Genomic DNA, 15,465 nt, shown 5'->3' on the forward strand with positions numbered 1-15,465 from the left:
CCCAACCCCGACCATTGGTCGGGGGGGAGAATAATGGCCTAGCCAATGTGCTGGCGGCGGCTGAGAAGAACAAACCCGGAACTATTGAGAAATGGCAGGCAGAACAACAGGCTGCCATTAAGGAAGCTTGTAGTGGAGGTACGCCAGTATCATGCCAGACGATGGTTGTTGCGGTAAGTAGCGCGATGGCCTGGCCGCTGTTGCCTGGAGCTGCTGCAACGACAAGCCTGATAGGGGCGGGAGCTAATGCTGGTGTGGGCTTATTGATTAATGGTGAAGTGAATCCTAATGATGTAATCCTCGGTTACTGGACAGGTGCATTCACGGCAGGAACTGGGTTGTGGGGCACTATGGCAGTAAATGCAGGTAGTAGTGCTACGTCCAGCTACCTTAAAGGAGATGATCCGTTGAAAGGTGGCACTATCAGTGGGGCGGCGTCTGGGCTGGGCTATGGTGTTGGTAAACTGGTTGAGTTGCCACTTGATAAAGTTTTAAATCCAATGAAGCCATGGAAAGACTGGATCTGGACTGATGTTGGTATGGGAATATCCAAACCATTGTCGATAGATCCATTGTCCGGAGCCTTCGGCAATGCTGGAGCCAGTTTAGGCACCGAAATAATAAATGACCAGGCTGGTAAAGTAGATGTTGAAAAATTGAAGGGGAATGAAAAATGACCTTCAAAAGAAGTCTGTTAGTTTTCATTTATCTTCTTATTTCATGCATTTTGGCTATGAACGTTTTTGTAGTGCTGTTATACAGTGTGATAAGACTACTTTTTATGGTTATGTACGATGTGCCGTTTGAATTGCTTAGCAATGATTTGCTCAAGTATGTCAAAGCGGCATCTTTCGCAGGTTCTTTGATAGCAATAGGGTGTTGGTGGATTTACTATCAGCACTACAGCAAAAAAAGATACCGGTAGCATAACAGTCCCAACTCACGCGATTGTTGTGGAGAATAACTCGCTGAGTGATGTTGTTGACGCTGCGTCGCAGGGCAAAACTCCTCAACAGGTCGCCGCAGAGCGTGTCGACGCAGAGAACGAGCGCTATAAGCAGCAAAACTGTGCCGGAATGAGCGCGGAAGCCTGCTCGGTGAAGATGTACAATCAGCGCCGTGAAGAGTTGAAGGGTATGGCTTCGTTTGGTGCGGATTTTGTGCCGGTGGTTGGGGATATCAAGAGCTTTGCGGAGGCGCAAAGCGCGCTGGATTATCTGGTTGCGGCAATCGGGATTATACCGGGTGCGGCGGTGATCTCCTGCGGTTCCGTATCGGTGATCCCGGACGCGGTAAGCTAGTCGCCACCGATAATCACCTCGCCGTTATCTCTCCCCATAAGCAAGGTGATATCTATGGCCTGAAGGCGGCGAAGTATAAGTGTGAAAAATGAAATGTTTAAGTTACGTCGATGCAATGTTCCTTGTAGTATTAATAAGTGGAACTTTGTGAAAATAACGGGGTTTTTATTACCATGGTAGGTAAATATAAATGGCTTCAGAATATTTTTTATATATTAAGTTGGGAAAATTATTAGCAGAAAAGGAAAATTACTTTTGGTCTAAGAGTAATTATAAATTATATAGTAAAGGACATCTTAAAGAGTTGACTAGGCACTATAATGGACATATACGAGAAATAGCTGTTTTATGCCTTGGTTTAATTCGTGATGTTTCTGCCTTGCCTGAACTTATTAATCGTACAAATGATTGGGCAGAGCCAGTGAGAAAATCGGCAAGACAGAGTATTGAAAGGTTGCTGGTGAGTACTAACGCCGCCGAGTTTGTTAAATGTCTACCGCATCTAATTTGGCTATTAGAATGCCAACGCGATGACCATAGTCTATTTGTTTTTAAAGTCATGGATTTTTTATCTAGTGAAGAAAATAAGTATGCTTTACTGAATGGTTTATCTTCACCTGATAAAGTCGTTGCTGAAAGATCACTGTGTATGTTAGTAAATAAAAGTCTATTTCCGCTTGATTTTATTTTTGAGCAAGCTATGTTACATCCCAATCCTATTGTCAGAATGAGAGCAACTGAATATAAATTGGATAGTGGTTGTGATAATAAAGAGAATTATATCAGAGTTATGCTCATTGACTCTTTCTCTCCTATAAAACAGCTTGTCTTACAATACATGATTAATAATATGTTGAGAGTGCCTGAAGATCTCTGTTTTAGATTACTACTTGATAAAAACTCTCTTGTACGATCAAGGATACATAAACTAATTGCGAACAATCAATTTGATGTGGTCTCTTTCTATCTTGATGTTTTTAATAATTCATCAAATAGTGTAGCAAAGAGGAGGGTTGCACTTTGTGCACTGAACGAACATCGATATGGTAAAATTATAGAGATTACAGAAAATAATTTAGATTCAAATTTTATTGGTGTTTATATGACATCATTAAAGATTATAGCTCAAAATAAGGGAGCTGCTGCAAGCGGCTTATTATTTGAATCAATGAGTCATCCACTTATTGGAATTGTAAAATTATCCTTGAATTTGATTATTAAAGAGAAAATAGTCTTTAACCACATAGATGTACAAAGACTGTTAGATAAATCACCCTCACCGTCACACATACCTATTTATTATTCTATGGCTCGTGCTTTAAATAAATGGGATAACTTGATTTTAATTCTTGAAAATATAAATAAATATGATATTGACTTCACCAAAATACAAATTAATCACTGGAGTGAAAATTATAATTTTTCTGGTATCCAACCTTCACATTCACAAAAAATCAAATTAAAAACTCTTGTCGATAAAATAAATATTCCATTAGTTAATAATAAGGTCGTGTTTTTTTTGGATTAATGCTAAGCCTGATTGTAGTATGATTTATTTTAGTATTAAGCTATTTAGTTCCTTCTCCGCGATAAACCCAGGCCGGGCGGCAATCCAAAAGCTACCCGGCCTGCCGCCTTACTATTACCTGCCTTATACGCCGCAGCTTAAACCCTCACTTCCCCAATCCTCTCCAGTGCATTCACCACCAAATCCCAAAACTTATCCTGATCCAGTTTTACCGCCACCTGGGTGTGGCAGTCCGGCGGCGGCGCGGCGCGGAAGTCGGCCACCGTCATACCCAGCGTCAGGGTGCCGGTCAGTTCGATATCTACCGGGACTTTACGTACAGTCATCACTTCGGGGTCAATCACATAGGCCACCGCGCAAGGATCGTGTACTGGCGGGGCGCTAAAGCCCTGCGCCTGTTGATACATCTTGCCAAAGAAATCAAGCAGTTCGCCGACAAATCTGGCCGGTCCGGTTTGGATATCGGCAATGCGGGCACAGACTTCTGGCGTGGCGAGTGCCTGATGGGTCAGATCTAGCCCGACCATGGTCAGCGGCCACTTTTCATTGAATACGATGTGTGCTGCTTCCGGATCGATCTTGATATTAAATTCGGCCACCGCGCTCCAGTTGCCCACGTGGTAACCGCCGCCCATCAGCACCACTTCCTTCACCCGGTCAGCAATGCGTGGTTCTTTGCGTACTGCCATGGCAATGTTGGTGAGGCCGCCGGTCGGTACCAGCGTCACGCTGCCCGGCGGGTGAGCCATGATGGTATCGATGATCAGATCTACCGCGTGGCAGGGTTCCAGCGTCAGCGTTGGCTCCGGTAACACCGGGCCATCTAGGCCGGATTCGCCATGGATATCGGGTGCGACTTCTATCTGGCGTACCAGCGGGCGTGGGCAGCCGGCAGCAAAGGGCACACCGGTAATATTGGCGATGCGCGCGACGGCCAGCGCATTGCGAGTGACCTTATCCAGCGTTTGGTTGCCCACCACGGTGGTCACGGCCAACAGATCGATCTGTGGGTTACCCCAGGCCAGCAGCATGGCGATCGCATCGTCATGTCCCGGATCGCAGTCCAGTATGATTTTTTTCATTGTTATTTGTTCCTGATGCAGGGAGAGGTCACCGCAGCATAGCGCAACGCTAGCCGGCGGGGTAATGACCGATAATGCTTTTTGTTAACCACATCAAAGCGTTGCTGGTATGGCGGTGTAATTAAACGTAAATATCTCTCGCTGTGCTTTACCCTGGAGTTTACTCCAGGGTTTATTCTGTCACCCGGCGTAAAGCAAAGAGGAGAAGGCGATGAGCCTGTTGAAAAAGCTCTTGGGGCAAGGCGGTATTGGCGGCGGGCATCAACGCTCAGGGCATCGCAGTGGCCACCATGGCAACCGTTATAATCAGCACGGCGATCAGGGGCCGCAATGCCTGCAATGTCAGGCACCTAACAAGCCAGGTGCCCGTTATTGCCATCGTTGTGGTCAGCCTTTTGAGACGGCGGTGGCACAATGCAGCGGATGTTCCGCTCCCTTGCCGCCAGGTAGCCGTTTTTGCCAGCAATGCGGCAAGGCAGTTAATACTACTGGAGGGCAACCATGACAAAACGTGGATGGAGTGTGGCCGTGCTGTTGGCGGCAATGGCGTTATGGACGCTGCTGGCCTGGGGGGTTTCTGGCGTATTGGGCTGGTTGCCCGCACTAATGGGGCTGGCGCAGAACGGTTCGGCGCAGTTGGCACCGCAGCTTACCGGGGTGCTCAGCCTGGTGCCACAGGCGCTATTGGACACTTGGCTGCCGCAGTTGCAGCAACTGGGGAACTGGCTGGTCGGGTCTTTCCCACTGCTGCTCACCTGGGTGAAGTATGCCGTCTGGTTAATCTGGGGACTGGGCATGCTGGCATTACTGGTGCTTGGCGCCTTGGCGGGTCGTGTGCTGCTCAGCGATAGCCCTGATAGACTTCCCCCACGCGCTTAAAGTACTCGGTCAGATAATTGATGCACACCTGCACCTTGAGCGGCAGCTTATCTTTCTCGGTGTACACCGCGTACACCGGGCGAGGATCCGAATGATAGTTTTTGAACAGGATCTCGATCTCTCCGCGTTTGATCTCCTCGATCACCCACATTAGCGGGGCATAGGCGATACCCGCTCCGGCTTTCAGCCAGCGGATCATGGTTTGTGAATCGTTGGTGACGAAACGCCCCTGCGGTGAGATGCGCGTGCTGATGCCTTCTGGCGCGATCAGCTCGAACTCGCTATCTGGTCGCACGCTGTATTCCAGCCAGGAAAAATTGACCATATCGCTGGGTTTTAGTGGCGTGCCGTGTTGGCTGAGATAGCTTTTGGCGGCGCACACCACCATCGGCATTGAACCCAGGCGTTTGGAGAACAGGCTGGAATCCTGCAGCGCACCGGTGCGGATCACCACATCCAACCCGTCGGCGATCAGATCCGGTGCCGGGATGCCGGTTACCAGGTTCACCGTCAGGCCGGGGTACTCTTTCAGCATATCGGCAGTCATGGTTGCCAGCACGTTTTGCGCCATGGTGGACGAGCTACCAATACGCAGCGTGCCGGTCGGCGTATTGTTAAACGCGTACAGCTGCTCATGCACTTCGCTGGCTTCCAGCAGCATGCGGCGACAGCCCTGATAATAGATTTTTCCGGCCTCCGTCAGGCCAATGCTGCGCGTACTGCGGTTGAGCAGCTTGACCTGCAGCTCATTCTCCAGTTTGGAGACGGTCTGGCTGATAGATGAAACGCTCATATCCAACTGGCGCGCTGCCGCAGTAAATGACCCGCATTCAACCACTTTGGCGAATACCGACATCCGTTTTAGTCTTTCCATTATTCACTCTGGCTTAAAAGTGATTTAGATCACAGATTGTTGATGACTTGATAGTAAGCACGCTAATATAAACAGGTCGGGTGAAAAGACCTTACTAACGCGCGAGTGCGATCGGCAGCGCCATGGTGGCCGATCCCTCCGATATCCTCGCAGTCCCTATCGCGGATGTACGCTCCAGAGTTTACTCTTATTTCAGGTTCCTGACCTGTCTGGGCCAGAATTTGTGGTGCGTGTCCGCTAAAATGTAAAGAGAATGTGAATGGATAGAGTTCTTAACGCCCGGCGCAGTGAGTGATAAGGAAAAATTAATGAGTTTGCTTCCGGTTATGGTCATTTTCGGACTGTCTTTTCCCCCAATATTTTTTGAGTTGCTGCTCTCGCTGGCGCTGTTTTTTTTGCTGCGCCGCCTGCTGCAACCCACCGGGATTTACGATTTTGTCTGGCATCCAGCGCTGTTTAATACCGCGCTGTACTGCTGTTTGTTCTATCTGATTACCTGTCTTTTCGTTTGAGGTCGCTGTGAAAAATTTTTCAATAAAAATAGCCCGGATCGCGATCACTCTGATTCTGGTCCTGCTGGGGATCGTTGCCATATTCAAGGCCTGGGTGTTTTACACCGAATCCCCCTGGACGCGTGACGCCAAGTTTACCGCTGACGTGGTGGCAATTGCTCCGGACGTCACTGGTCTGTTGACCGATGTTCCTCTGGTGGATAACCAACTGGTGAAGAAAGGGCAGGTGCTGTTGGTTATCGACCAGCCGCGCTACCAACAGGCACTGGCGCAAGCCAATGCCGATGTCGCCTACTACCAGACGCTGGCGGCAGAAAAAAGACGTGAAGCCGGCCGCCGTGTGCGCCTCGGTGTGCAGGCGATGTCGCAGGAAGAGATCGACCAGGCGAATAACGTTTTGCAAACCGTAGAACATCAGTTGGCGAAGGCCGTAGCGACCCGTGAACTGGCTAAATTGGATCTGGAACGGACCACGGTGCGCGCACCGGCCGACGGGTGGATCACCAACCTGAACGTGCATGCCGGTGAATACATCACCCGGGGTTCAGTCGCCGTGGCGTTGGTGAAGAAAAACAGCTTCTACATTCTGGCCTATCTGGAAGAAACCAAGCTCAATGGCCTGAACAAAGGCGACCGTGCGGAAATCACCCCGCTGGGTAGCAACCGTATTATGCATGGCACCGTCGATAGCTTGGCTGCCGCCGTCAACAACAGCAGCAGCACCGTGAACAGCAAAGGGCTGGCGTCGATCGACAGTAACCTGGAGTGGGTGCGTCTGGCGCAGCGCGTGCCGGTGAAAATCCTGCTGGATGACAAAGACCAATTGCACCCGTACCCGGCGGGCACCACCGCCACCGTGGTGATCACCGGTAAGAATGACCGTGCTACCGACAGCGGCTCGCCTTTTGTTCGCTTGATGCATCGGCTGCGTGAGTTCGGTTAATGAATAACCCAACTTTTATCCGGCTGAGATTTGCCTTCAAACTTAGTTTTGCGGTGGTGTTTGCGTTGTTCGTCGGCTTCCATCTCAATCTGGAAACCCCACGCTGGTCGGCGATGACCGCCGCCATCGTGGCCGCCGGCACGGCCTTTGCCGCGGGCGGCGAGCCTTTTTCCGGTGCTATTCGCCATCGCGGTTGGCTGCGTATTATCGGCACATTTATCGGCTGCTTTGTCGGCATAGCGATTATCGTTACTACGGCGCGTGCACCGGTGGTGATGTTGTTGCTGTGCTGCATCTGGGCCGGCTTTTGTACCTGGCTCTCCTCCCTGGTTAAAGTTGAAAACTCCTATGCCTGGGGCCTGGCGGGTTATACCGCGCTGATCATTATTGTCACCGTTGCCAGCAGTGAAGCGCATCTGCTGGAAGCGCCGCAGTTCGCTATTGAGCGCTGCAGCGAGATCGTGCTGGGGATCGTCAGCGCCGTGCTGGCGGACTTGCTGTTCTCGCCGCGCTCAATCAAACAGGATATCGATCGGGTGGTGGATAAACTGCTGGTGGATCAGTACCTGTTGATGCAGATGTGCATCAGCAATGCTGAGAAAGAAGATATCGACTGCGCCTGGAGCAATTTGGTGAAGAGTACCACTGCGCTGAACGGTATGCGCAGTAACCTGATGATGGAGTCATCACGCTGGCAAAAGGCGAATCGCCGTATTCTGGCGCTGCATACGCTTTCGCTAACCTTGATTACCCAGGCCTGCGAGACCTATTTAATCCTGTTGAATCACCCGGATGCGCTGAAAGAAAATGTTCGTGAGTTGCTGATGGTACCGGCCCAAACGCCGCAGGAAATCCATAAACGCATGAAGTTGTTGCGGCAGGTGCTGACGACCAACCGTACCGACGAGACATTAGTAACCATCACCAGTTGGGTAGGGGCGGCCACTCGCTACCTGCTGCTGGCCAAAGGTGTACATACCAACAGCAGCATCAGTTCGGTAGAAGAAGGGGTGTTGAGCAGTGAGGTGGTGGTTAAACCGACCTCGGCGGAAGGCCACCACGCGATGATTAACGGCCTGCGTACCTTTGTGGCGACGGCTTTTGGCAGCCTGCTGTGGCTGTGGACCGGCTGGACCTCCGGCAGCGGCTTTATGGTGATCATTGCGGTGATCACCTCCTTGGCGATGCGCACCCCGGCACCGCGCATGGTGGCGATGGACTTTATACTGGGCATGCTGGCGGCGATCCCGGTCGGCTCACTGTACTTTATGGTGATCCTGCCGGCGACGCAGCAAAGTATTTTACTGCTGTGCCTCAGCCTGGGCCTGCTGGCGTTTTTCATCGGTATCGAAGTACAAAAACGGCGGTTGGGTTCGCTCGGCCTGCTGGCGGGGACCATCAATATTCTGGTATTGAGCAACCCGATGGAGTTCAACGTCACGCAGTTCCTCGATGGTGCACTCGGCCAGTTCCTCGGCAGCTGTGTGGGCCTGATGGTGCTGCTGCTGATTCGCGATAACTCGCGTGAACGCACTGGTCGCACGCTGCTGAACCAGTTTGTCGGCAGTGCGGTATCTGCGCTGACCACCAAGGCCTCACGCCGTCAGCAAAACCACCTGCCTGCGCTGTATCAGCAGTTGAATCAGTTGCTGATGATGTTCCCGAACGATATTGCCAAGTACCGATTGGCGCTGAACCTGATTATTGCTCACCAGCGTATGCAGCGAGCTGAGATCCCAGTTAGCGAGGAGCTTTCGGCTTTCCATAAGCAGATCCGCAATACCGCCGACCACATGGTCTCGGCGAAAAACGACGTAAAACGTGCTTATTATTACGATCGGTTGTTGAGCGAAATGAACGATTATCAGCAGAAACTGGTGGATTATCAGGCTCCGCTCAGCGTCACCGGGCCGGTAAAACGTCTGGCCGACATGCTGTATCGCTACCGCCACGCCCTGATTGACTAATACCTCAAATATTCTTGCCGGGGCTATACTTGCCTGAGATAGCCCCGTTTCAGAGTTGCACTGAGTGCCTGACCGGCTGCAAAATGGCATAATTAGCTTGAACGGGTGATGCAGGTTGTTCGGCGCGCTTTCCCTGAAGTGAAAACGTTACAAGCCAGTCATCTCTGCTTCATCCTTTTCATCTATAAATCCAACCAGCATGGGTGCTGATGCACCCCTGTCGGCCATAAATCAGGGACAGCAATGAACAAGCGGATCCTCGTGGCGATTGTTATCGCCGTTGTGATAGCCGGTTTTAATGCACTGCGCAGTAGCGATCGGGTGATTGCCAACGTACCGGCGGTGGCCGAAGGTCAGAGTATTGACCAACTGACGCAGCAGCAAAGGGTGGTGAGCTATCTGCAGCAGCACCAGCGGCTGCCGGACTATTACATCACCAAGAAGCAGGCGCGTGAACAGGGGTGGGATGCACGTAACGGTAATCTGTGTTCGGTGTTGCCGGGCAAAGCGATTGGCGGCGATCGTTTCTCAAACCGTGAAGGGCAACTGCCCACGGCCCGCAGTCGGGTATGGCGTGAGGCGGATATCAATTATCAATGCGGCCGGCGCGGCGGCGATCGTTTGCTGTATTCCAGCGACGGCCTGATTTTTGTCACGCGTGACCATTATAAAAACTTCATTCGGGTGGAGTGAGCTTGATGGTAAAAGTAGAGTTCGATTTTAATCAGATTAACGATTTGCCGGCTTTTTACCGCGACTTCGCGCAAAAGTTTGCGCTGGATGAGCCGTTTGGTGCCAATCTGGATGCACTTTGGGATGTGGTGACGGCGGACATCGGTTTGCCGGTGGAGATAGAATTCACCCATCTCAATGCCCGCAGCAAACGTCGCTTTGGCGCGATAATCCTGTTGTTTGAAGAGGCGGAGGAAGAGCTGGAAGGCAGCCTGCGTTTCAATATCCGTGAAAGTAGCGGTGAACCTGCACATCACCGGGGATGAACTGGGTTCATCCCGTGGTGACGGCGGCGATCATTCTGCAGTCTCGGCCAGATCGCGCAGGTACTGGAAGATTTGACGGTAGGCTTTCGGCGGCTTGTTAGCGGCTTTCTCTTTCTGTGCGTTACGCACCAGTGAGCGCAGCTGCTGGCGATCGGCTTCCGGATACAACGCCAAAATCGGCGGGATCGCGTCATCACCTTCTTCGACCAGGCGGTCACGTAATGCTTCCAGCTTGTGGAACAGCGAAACCTGTTGGTTATGGCGGTTCTTCAGTTTGTCGAGCGCGGTCTGAATCGGCTCTACGTCGCGGGCGCGCAACATCTTGCCAATCAGCTGCAGCTGACGGCGGCGACCTTCTTTTTTGATTTTCTGTGCCAGATCAATCGCAGCGCGCAAATCTTCATCCAGCGGGATGCGTTCCAGCGCGTTCTTGCCCAGCTCGACCAGTTCAACGCCCAGGTCTTTCAGCGCTTCGGCATCACGTTTAATTTCACTTTTACTGACCCAGATAATCTCGTCATCTTCCTCGTCAATGTTCTCCGGGACATCGTCGAGCCAGTCTTCAGGCTGTTTATTCATGGTAGGCTCCGTTAAAAAGAGGCTAATCCTAACAGGTTGCCGGCTTTATGCGAAATTCCACGCGGTTCCTGTTAGACTCAAAAGCATAAATCTCATGTTTTTTGCGCGTGACTCCGCGCGTAACCACGCCGCCACGGCACTTTTCTCAACGATTTTCTGATTAAGTATGGCAGATTGATGAAAGTAGTCACTCAAGTTGCACAGCAGCGCAAGGCGCTGGAACAGGCCGTTTCACAGGCTTTGGAACTGGCGCGCGCCAGTTCTGATGCGGCAGAAGTTGCCGTGACCAAATCTACCGGTATCAGCGTCAGCACTCGCTTTGGCGAAGTGGAGAACGTTGAGTTCAACAGCGATGGCGCGTTGGGCATTACCGTCTATCACCAGCAACGCAAAGGCAGCGCTTCTTCCACCGATCTCAGCCCGGATGCCATTGCCCGCACCGTGCAGGCGGCGCTGGATATTGCGCGTTACACCTCGGTAGATCCGAACGCCGGCCCGGCGGAAAAGGACCTGTTGGCGTTTGAAGCACCGGACTTGGATCTGTTCCATCCGGCAGAACTGGACGCCGAACGCGGTATCGAATTGGCTGCTCGCGCAGAGCAGGCTTCGCTGGCGGCTGACAAGCGCATCACCAATACTGAAGGCGGCAGTTTTAACAGCCACTACGGCATCAAGGTGTTCGGCAACAGTCATGGCATGCTGCAAAGCTACTGTTCCAGCCGGCACTCGCTGTCGAGCTGCGTGATTGCTGAGCAGGATGGTGATATGGAGCGCGACTACGCCTATACCATCGGTCGTGCGATGGGCGATCTGGAAAGCCCTGAATGGGTGGGGCAGGAATGTGCCCGTCGCACGCTGTCGCGCCTGGCGCCGCGCAAGCTGTCTACCATGACCGCCCCGGTGCTGTTTGCTTCCGAGGTGGCGACCGGCCTGTTCGGGCATTTGGTTGGCGCCATCAGTGGCAGCAGCGTTTACCGTAAATCCACTTTCCTGCTGGATTCTTTGGGCAAGCAGATCCTGCCGGAATGGCTGACCATTGAAGAACACCCGCACCTACTGAAAGGTCTGGCTTCCACGCCGTTCGACAGCGAAGGCGTACGCACCCAACGGCGCGACATCGTTAAAGATGGCGTACTGCAAACCTGGCTGCTGACCAGCTATGCGGCCCGCAAGCTCGGTATGCACAGCACCGGGCACGCAGGCGGTATTCACAACTGGCGCATTGCCGGGCAGGGTAATGACTTTGCCGGCATGCTGAAGCAACTGGGCAGGGGCCTGGTGGTGACCGAACTGATGGGCCAGGGCGTTAGCGGTATCACCGGTGACTACTCGCGTGGCGCCGCCGGTTTTTGGGTGGAAAACGGCGAGATCCAGTATCCGGTCAGCGAGATCACCATCGCCGGCAACCTCAAGGATATGCTGCGCAACATTGTCAGCGTGGGCAGCGACATCGAAACCCGCAGCAACATCCAGTGTGGTTCCGTGTTGTTGCCGGACATGAAAATTGCCGGTCAGTAAACCTGGCTTACGGCTGGCCGCTCCGATTGCCAGCCGCATCACTTCCCCGTTTTAACCTTGCTTACAAATCTCTGGTTTTGATTTTCCGCTCCTTTGCCTATGTTTAGGCTGGGTCAAATAAAACAATAACTGGAAGGTGAGCAAGCATGTCGAACAAATTGAAAGCGCTTATGGCATTGACGCTGCTGGGTGCCAGTTCACTGGCGGTCGCGGCCGATCTGGCCGACGATATGGATACCATCGCAGGCAATTACAAAAAGGTGCTGAGCACCGACTCCACCGATACCCTCAAACAAAGCTTGCAGAATATGCGTGCTGCGGCAGTGGATGCCAAGCAAAGCAAGCCGCCAAAAATGGAAGACAAGGCCAACGATAGCCCAGAGATAAAAGATTTCCACCACGGGCTGGATACGCTGATCGGCCAGATAGATCAGTCGCTGGCGCTGGCTAATCAGGGCAAGCTGGCCGAAGCCAAACAGGTTGCGCAGGGCTTCAAGCAAACCCGCGACGCCAACCACAAGAAGTTCCGTTAAGGTTTTCGGACAAGGCAGGGCACAGAAAGGGCGGCAGGATACCGCCCTGATAACCGCTTAGCGGTGGTATTCACCTGCCGCTTCCGGCTGGTACAACAGTTCCAGCACTTCGATATGAGCTTCCTCACCGTTCGGCAACTGCCAGGTAATCTGGTTACCTATGTGCATCCCCAACAGGGCTGCGCCCAAAGGTGCCATTACCGAAAGCTGTTCGTGGCTGTCCTTCAGCGAAGCCGGGTAAACCAGCGTCCGCACGTGTTCTTCTGCAGTATGCAGATCGCGGAAACGCACGCGGCTGTTCATGGTCACCACGTTGGCTGGGATCTGGGATGGCGGCAGAATTTCGGCGCGATCCAGCTCGATGTTCAGCGCGGTGGCGACATCGGTGTTGGCAAAGGCCGGTTGTGCCAATAGTGCATCCAGGCGCTCCGCATCCAGCTCATTAATAGTAATGGTTGGTTTGGTCATTCCACTCTCCAGTCAAATCAAAGGGCGCAGGTTACGCGCCCATAAATTCGGAAAAACAGCACAAAAGCAACACCCCCGCGCCAGAGGAACGGGGGTGTTGTTGATGTCAAATTGTCTTACCGATAGTAGGCGGTTAGGCGGGGAAAAGAAAGAGATCCCGATCACGAAGCTTTTCACCACCGCTGGGCGAACTGGAAACAGTTTGTGGTGTTATCTTTTTGTAATTTAATTGAATGATCTGGCAAATGCTTATTTTGCGAAATGGATCCCTGATGGTCACTGAATTTCCACTTCCAACTGGAAAAAAACAGGCTACACAGGAAATCCTCCCGGGGTTAGGGTAAAGGCATCAGAGAAGGCGGGTTATTCAGGTGATGCCGTGCAATTGACCGAATCATGTTTGGATCTAGGGGTACTGAAAAGTGAATGATGGATCTGTTGCGATAGAAAATAGTGAGCAACCCGATGTCAGCCTGGCCGGGAAAATCACCGAACGGGTGCTGGCAGGTATTACCGAGATGCTAAACGCCGAGGGCATTTATACCAACGCGGTACAGCAACAGATGCTGGAGTCGCATATTCGTGCCATGGTGCTACGTTCAATAACCGGCGAGCCATTACCGGAAGTCGATAAATCACTGTTTGATGAAATTTCGGCGGAATCAATGCAAATGGCCGAGCGGGTAGTGGGGCAGTTTGCCACTTTACCGATCGAAGAGGCTTATTTGCTTTCCGTCCATTTTGAAGTGGCAAAAGATAATAACCAATAGCAGTTAACGAATTAATTTAATCAGGAGAAATACCATGGGTCAGATTATCGTAGTGATTGGCGATCGTTTGGGTAAAGGTCAGAAAGTGGGTCAGGGCATTGAGAATGCAGGTGGAAAAGCCATTGTTATCCCTGGCGTAGCGGCAGATATGAAGCTGGGCGATGTGATGAAAGCGGAAGGCGCGCAGTTGGGTATTTCTTTCTGCGGCAGCGGCGGTGCAGGGGCCATTACCGCTCAGACCAAATACGGCTACAAAGCCAAATACGGCATGCGCTCGATTGATGAAGGCGTGACGGCAATTAACGAAGGTTGCACCGTGTTGGGTTTCGGTTTTATGGATAAAGAAGAGCTGGGGCAAAGGCTGGTTGAGGCCTACGTTAAAAAACACGGCAATCCGTAATGAAAGAACAATATACAACGTCGGTAAAGGTAGAGGGCAAGGGCGACAGCAAAGCGAAAGCTTTTGCTTCTGCCTTGGCCAATGTGCAGGGCGCGGTATTAAAATCCACCAGTAATATTCTGCTGCGAATTGAACCGCAGGATGTCAGCGTATTAAGAGCGGAAGAGAAAATAACAAAAGAAAAGTTTCTATTCTTCTTTCTGCCGCGCGAAAGAAAGAATTATTCCGTATCTCTGGAAATAACCGTGAACGTGACAATCATCAATACAGAAAAAGTTGTCTTCGTCACGAAATAAAAACGTTAGCATAAATCAAAGGGTATACTGATGTTTTTAATCATCTTGTTTAAGTCGCTTATTATCGGCGGACTGGTGGGGGTTGGCGTAGGGGCCGGCGCCGCGCGCATGTTCCATGCCCCAACCACTCAGGGCATGGGCGCTTTCCGTACCTTGGGCGAGCTGAACTCCTGCGAGGGCGATCCGGCTTCCCATTTCTCATTCGGTCTGGGCTTCTTCTTCAACGCTTGGGCGTCTTCCGTGGCGGCGGGGGCCTTCACGCAGGACGTTGACCACCGCATCATCCCACACTGGGGGGCGGCAGCGTTGATGGTCAAGAACCGCAACCTGGCGCAAACGCTGCACGACCCGAAAAAAATGGCTATCGCCTGCGGCATTATCGGCATGTTGGTGGTGGCTTTCCTCAATACCACCGCTTCTGCAGTGCCTGCTGCGCTGCAGGTGACGGCGATTAAAGTGTTGGTGCCGGCAGCTAACCTGCTGGTGAACACCGTGATGCCGGTGATCTTCTGGCTGGCGGCTATCGACGCCGGGCGTCGCTCCGGTTTCTGGGGCACTGTCTTCGGCGGCCTGGCGCAGCTGATTATGGGCAACGCGGTACCGGGTCTGGTGCTGGGCATCCTGATTGGTAAAGGCGTGGAAGAAAGCGGCTGGAACAAAATCACCAAGATCATGATGGCCGTGATCGTGCTGTTGTTCGTGCTGAGCGGTTTCTTCCGCGGCTTCGACATGAAAGTCCTCGAGTCCTTCAGCCTCGGCGTGCCGGGCTGGCTGGATGCCATTCACAATACCCTGAGCGGTAAATAAGGAGCTGGAT

20 protein-coding genes are annotated in these 15,465 nt (G+C 52.1%); 16 read left to right on the forward strand and 4 right to left on the reverse strand.

The annotated features are described in order from the left end of the window. The first annotated feature begins 47 nt into the window (after positions 1-47). The 3 genes from ACUTSU_RS10405 (at position 48) to ACUTSU_RS10415 (ending at position 2,829) form a co-directional block, all read left to right on the forward strand. Positions 48-677, forward strand: a complete 630-nt coding sequence (locus tag ACUTSU_RS10405; protein ID WP_445654120.1) for a VENN motif pre-toxin domain-containing protein — start codon at positions 48-50, stop codon at positions 675-677. 276 nt (positions 678-953) lie between these two features. Continuing rightward, entirely contained in the window at positions 954-1,301 is a 348-nt protein-coding gene (locus ACUTSU_RS10410; RefSeq protein ID WP_445654121.1) for a hypothetical protein, read from the forward strand. A gap of 190 nt (positions 1,302-1,491) precedes the next feature. After that, positions 1,492-2,829, forward strand: coding sequence for a HEAT repeat domain-containing protein (locus tag ACUTSU_RS10415; protein WP_445654122.1), 1,338 nt, complete (start codon positions 1,492-1,494; stop codon positions 2,827-2,829). Positions 2,830-2,966: 137 nt separating this feature from the next. Here ACUTSU_RS10415 and uriH read toward each other — a convergent pair whose 3' ends face one another. Next, positions 2,967-3,911, reverse strand: coding sequence for a uridine-preferring nucleoside hydrolase UriH (gene uriH, locus ACUTSU_RS10420; protein ID WP_445652098.1), 945 nt, complete (start codon positions 3,909-3,911; stop codon positions 2,967-2,969). A gap of 211 nt (positions 3,912-4,122) precedes the next feature. On the opposite strand from uriH, the gene ACUTSU_RS10425 reads away from it, so the two are divergent. After that, entirely contained in the window at positions 4,123-4,416 is a 294-nt protein-coding gene (locus ACUTSU_RS10425) for a zinc ribbon domain-containing protein (RefSeq protein WP_445652097.1), read from the forward strand. Continuing rightward, a complete protein-coding gene (locus ACUTSU_RS10430) occupies positions 4,413-4,790 on the forward strand; it encodes a hypothetical protein (RefSeq protein ID WP_445652096.1) in 378 nt (125 codons plus the stop codon). Before ACUTSU_RS10425 ends, ACUTSU_RS10430 begins: the two co-directional genes overlap by 4 nt. Here ACUTSU_RS10430 and aaeR read toward each other — a convergent pair. Further along, positions 4,753-5,664: an HTH-type transcriptional activator AaeR gene (gene aaeR, locus ACUTSU_RS10435; protein WP_445654123.1), complete on the reverse strand. Its 912-nt coding sequence runs from the start codon at positions 5,662-5,664 to the stop codon at positions 4,753-4,755. The genes ACUTSU_RS10430 and aaeR overlap by 38 nt on opposite strands. 308 nt (positions 5,665-5,972) lie before the next feature. Between aaeR and aaeX the strand changes: the two genes are divergently transcribed. The 5 genes from aaeX (at position 5,973) to ACUTSU_RS10460 (ending at position 10,084) form a co-directional block, all read left to right on the forward strand. Next, positions 5,973-6,176 carry a p-hydroxybenzoic acid efflux pump operon protein AaeX gene (gene aaeX, locus ACUTSU_RS10440; RefSeq protein WP_012147087.1) on the forward strand — a complete coding sequence of 68 codons (204 nt, stop codon included), beginning with the start codon at positions 5,973-5,975 and terminating at the stop codon, positions 6,174-6,176. 7 nt (positions 6,177-6,183) lie between these two features. Beyond that, positions 6,184-7,119 (forward strand): p-hydroxybenzoic acid efflux pump subunit AaeA, encoded by a 936-nt coding sequence (aaeA, locus tag ACUTSU_RS10445; RefSeq protein ID WP_445652094.1) that lies wholly within the window; start codon positions 6,184-6,186, stop codon positions 7,117-7,119. After that, positions 7,119-9,086: a p-hydroxybenzoic acid efflux pump subunit AaeB gene (aaeB, locus tag ACUTSU_RS10450; protein ID WP_445654124.1), complete on the forward strand. Its 1,968-nt coding sequence runs from the start codon at positions 7,119-7,121 to the stop codon at positions 9,084-9,086. Before aaeA ends, aaeB begins: the two co-directional genes overlap by 1 nt. 243 nt (positions 9,087-9,329) lie before the next feature. Continuing rightward, positions 9,330-9,779 (forward strand): ribonuclease, encoded by a 450-nt coding sequence (locus tag ACUTSU_RS10455; protein WP_445654125.1) that lies wholly within the window; start codon positions 9,330-9,332, stop codon positions 9,777-9,779. A 5-nt stretch (positions 9,780-9,784) separates the two neighbouring features. Continuing rightward, the gene (locus ACUTSU_RS10460; RefSeq protein WP_445652091.1) at positions 9,785-10,084 is read left to right on the forward strand and encodes a barstar family protein; all 300 of its coding nucleotides are present in this window, start codon (positions 9,785-9,787) and stop codon (positions 10,082-10,084) included. Positions 10,085-10,114: 30 nt separating this feature from the next. Here the strand turns inward: ACUTSU_RS10460 and yjgA are convergent, their stop codons facing one another. Next, entirely contained in the window at positions 10,115-10,663 is a 549-nt protein-coding gene (gene yjgA / locus ACUTSU_RS10465; protein ID WP_012147082.1) for a ribosome biogenesis factor YjgA, read from the reverse strand. Between the two features lie 177 nt (positions 10,664-10,840). Between yjgA and pmbA the strand changes: the two genes are divergently transcribed. Then, positions 10,841-12,181, forward strand: a complete 1,341-nt coding sequence (pmbA, locus tag ACUTSU_RS10470) for a metalloprotease PmbA (protein WP_445652090.1) — start codon at positions 10,841-10,843, stop codon at positions 12,179-12,181. A 146-nt stretch (positions 12,182-12,327) separates the two neighbouring features. After that, the gene (gene cybC, locus ACUTSU_RS10475; protein ID WP_445652089.1) at positions 12,328-12,714 is read left to right on the forward strand and encodes a cytochrome b562; all 387 of its coding nucleotides are present in this window, start codon (positions 12,328-12,330) and stop codon (positions 12,712-12,714) included. Between the two features lie 57 nt (positions 12,715-12,771). Here the strand turns inward: cybC and rnk are convergent, their stop codons facing one another. Continuing rightward, positions 12,772-13,182, reverse strand: coding sequence for a nucleoside diphosphate kinase regulator (gene rnk / locus ACUTSU_RS10480; protein ID WP_261092743.1), 411 nt, complete (start codon positions 13,180-13,182; stop codon positions 12,772-12,774). A 422-nt stretch (positions 13,183-13,604) separates the two neighbouring features. Between rnk and ACUTSU_RS10485 the strand changes: the two genes are divergently transcribed. The 4 genes from ACUTSU_RS10485 to ACUTSU_RS10500 are packed head-to-tail and all read left to right on the forward strand — an operon-like array spanning position 13,605 to position 15,455. Further along, positions 13,605-13,952: a glycine dehydrogenase gene (locus ACUTSU_RS10485; protein WP_445654126.1), complete on the forward strand. Its 348-nt coding sequence runs from the start codon at positions 13,605-13,607 to the stop codon at positions 13,950-13,952. 34 nt (positions 13,953-13,986) lie between these two features. Next, positions 13,987-14,352: an SFCGS family glycine-rich protein gene (locus ACUTSU_RS10490; RefSeq protein WP_445652088.1), complete on the forward strand. Its 366-nt coding sequence runs from the start codon at positions 13,987-13,989 to the stop codon at positions 14,350-14,352. Continuing rightward, a complete protein-coding gene (locus tag ACUTSU_RS10495; protein ID WP_061807823.1) occupies positions 14,352-14,648 on the forward strand; it encodes a DUF4312 family protein in 297 nt (98 codons plus the stop codon). The genes ACUTSU_RS10490 and ACUTSU_RS10495 overlap by 1 nt, the downstream gene beginning before the upstream one ends. A gap of 30 nt (positions 14,649-14,678) precedes the next feature. Next, positions 14,679-15,455, forward strand: coding sequence for a DUF4311 domain-containing protein (locus ACUTSU_RS10500; protein ID WP_445654127.1), 777 nt, complete (start codon positions 14,679-14,681; stop codon positions 15,453-15,455). Positions 15,456-15,465 lie beyond the last annotated feature (10 nt).

Source organism: Serratia sp. NA_13, from assembly GCF_052691735.1.

Bases quoted from the DNA above. Each gene is read 5' to 3' on its own strand.
- pmbA (WP_445652090.1), top strand. From the start codon at position 10,841: ATGAAAGTAGTCACTCAAGTTGCACAGCAGCGCAAGGCGCTGGAACAG.
- ACUTSU_RS10490 (WP_445652088.1), top strand. From the start codon at position 13,987: ATGGGTCAGATTATCGTAGTGATTGGCGATCGTTTGGGTAAAGGTCAG.
- ACUTSU_RS10415 (WP_445654122.1), top strand. From the start codon at position 1,492: ATGGCTTCAGAATATTTTTTATATATTAAGTTGGGAAAATTATTAGCA.
- uriH (WP_445652098.1), bottom strand. From the start codon at position 3,911: ATGAAAAAAATCATACTGGACTGCGATCCGGGACATGACGATGCGATC.
- cybC (WP_445652089.1), top strand. From the start codon at position 12,328: ATGTCGAACAAATTGAAAGCGCTTATGGCATTGACGCTGCTGGGTGCC.
- ACUTSU_RS10425 (WP_445652097.1), top strand. From the start codon at position 4,123: ATGAGCCTGTTGAAAAAGCTCTTGGGGCAAGGCGGTATTGGCGGCGGG.
- yjgA (WP_012147082.1), bottom strand. From the start codon at position 10,663: ATGAATAAACAGCCTGAAGACTGGCTCGACGATGTCCCGGAGAACATT.
- ACUTSU_RS10500 (WP_445654127.1), top strand. From the start codon at position 14,679: ATGTTTTTAATCATCTTGTTTAAGTCGCTTATTATCGGCGGACTGGTG.
- ACUTSU_RS10460 (WP_445652091.1), top strand. From the start codon at position 9,785: ATGGTAAAAGTAGAGTTCGATTTTAATCAGATTAACGATTTGCCGGCT.
- ACUTSU_RS10430 (WP_445652096.1), top strand. From the start codon at position 4,413: ATGACAAAACGTGGATGGAGTGTGGCCGTGCTGTTGGCGGCAATGGCG.
- aaeR (WP_445654123.1), bottom strand. From the start codon at position 5,664: ATGGAAAGACTAAAACGGATGTCGGTATTCGCCAAAGTGGTTGAATGC.
- ACUTSU_RS10455 (WP_445654125.1), top strand. From the start codon at position 9,330: ATGAACAAGCGGATCCTCGTGGCGATTGTTATCGCCGTTGTGATAGCC.
- aaeX (WP_012147087.1), top strand. From the start codon at position 5,973: ATGAGTTTGCTTCCGGTTATGGTCATTTTCGGACTGTCTTTTCCCCCA.
- ACUTSU_RS10495 (WP_061807823.1), top strand. From the start codon at position 14,352: ATGAAAGAACAATATACAACGTCGGTAAAGGTAGAGGGCAAGGGCGAC.
- aaeB (WP_445654124.1), top strand. From the start codon at position 7,119: ATGAATAACCCAACTTTTATCCGGCTGAGATTTGCCTTCAAACTTAGT.
- rnk (WP_261092743.1), bottom strand. From the start codon at position 13,182: ATGACCAAACCAACCATTACTATTAATGAGCTGGATGCGGAGCGCCTG.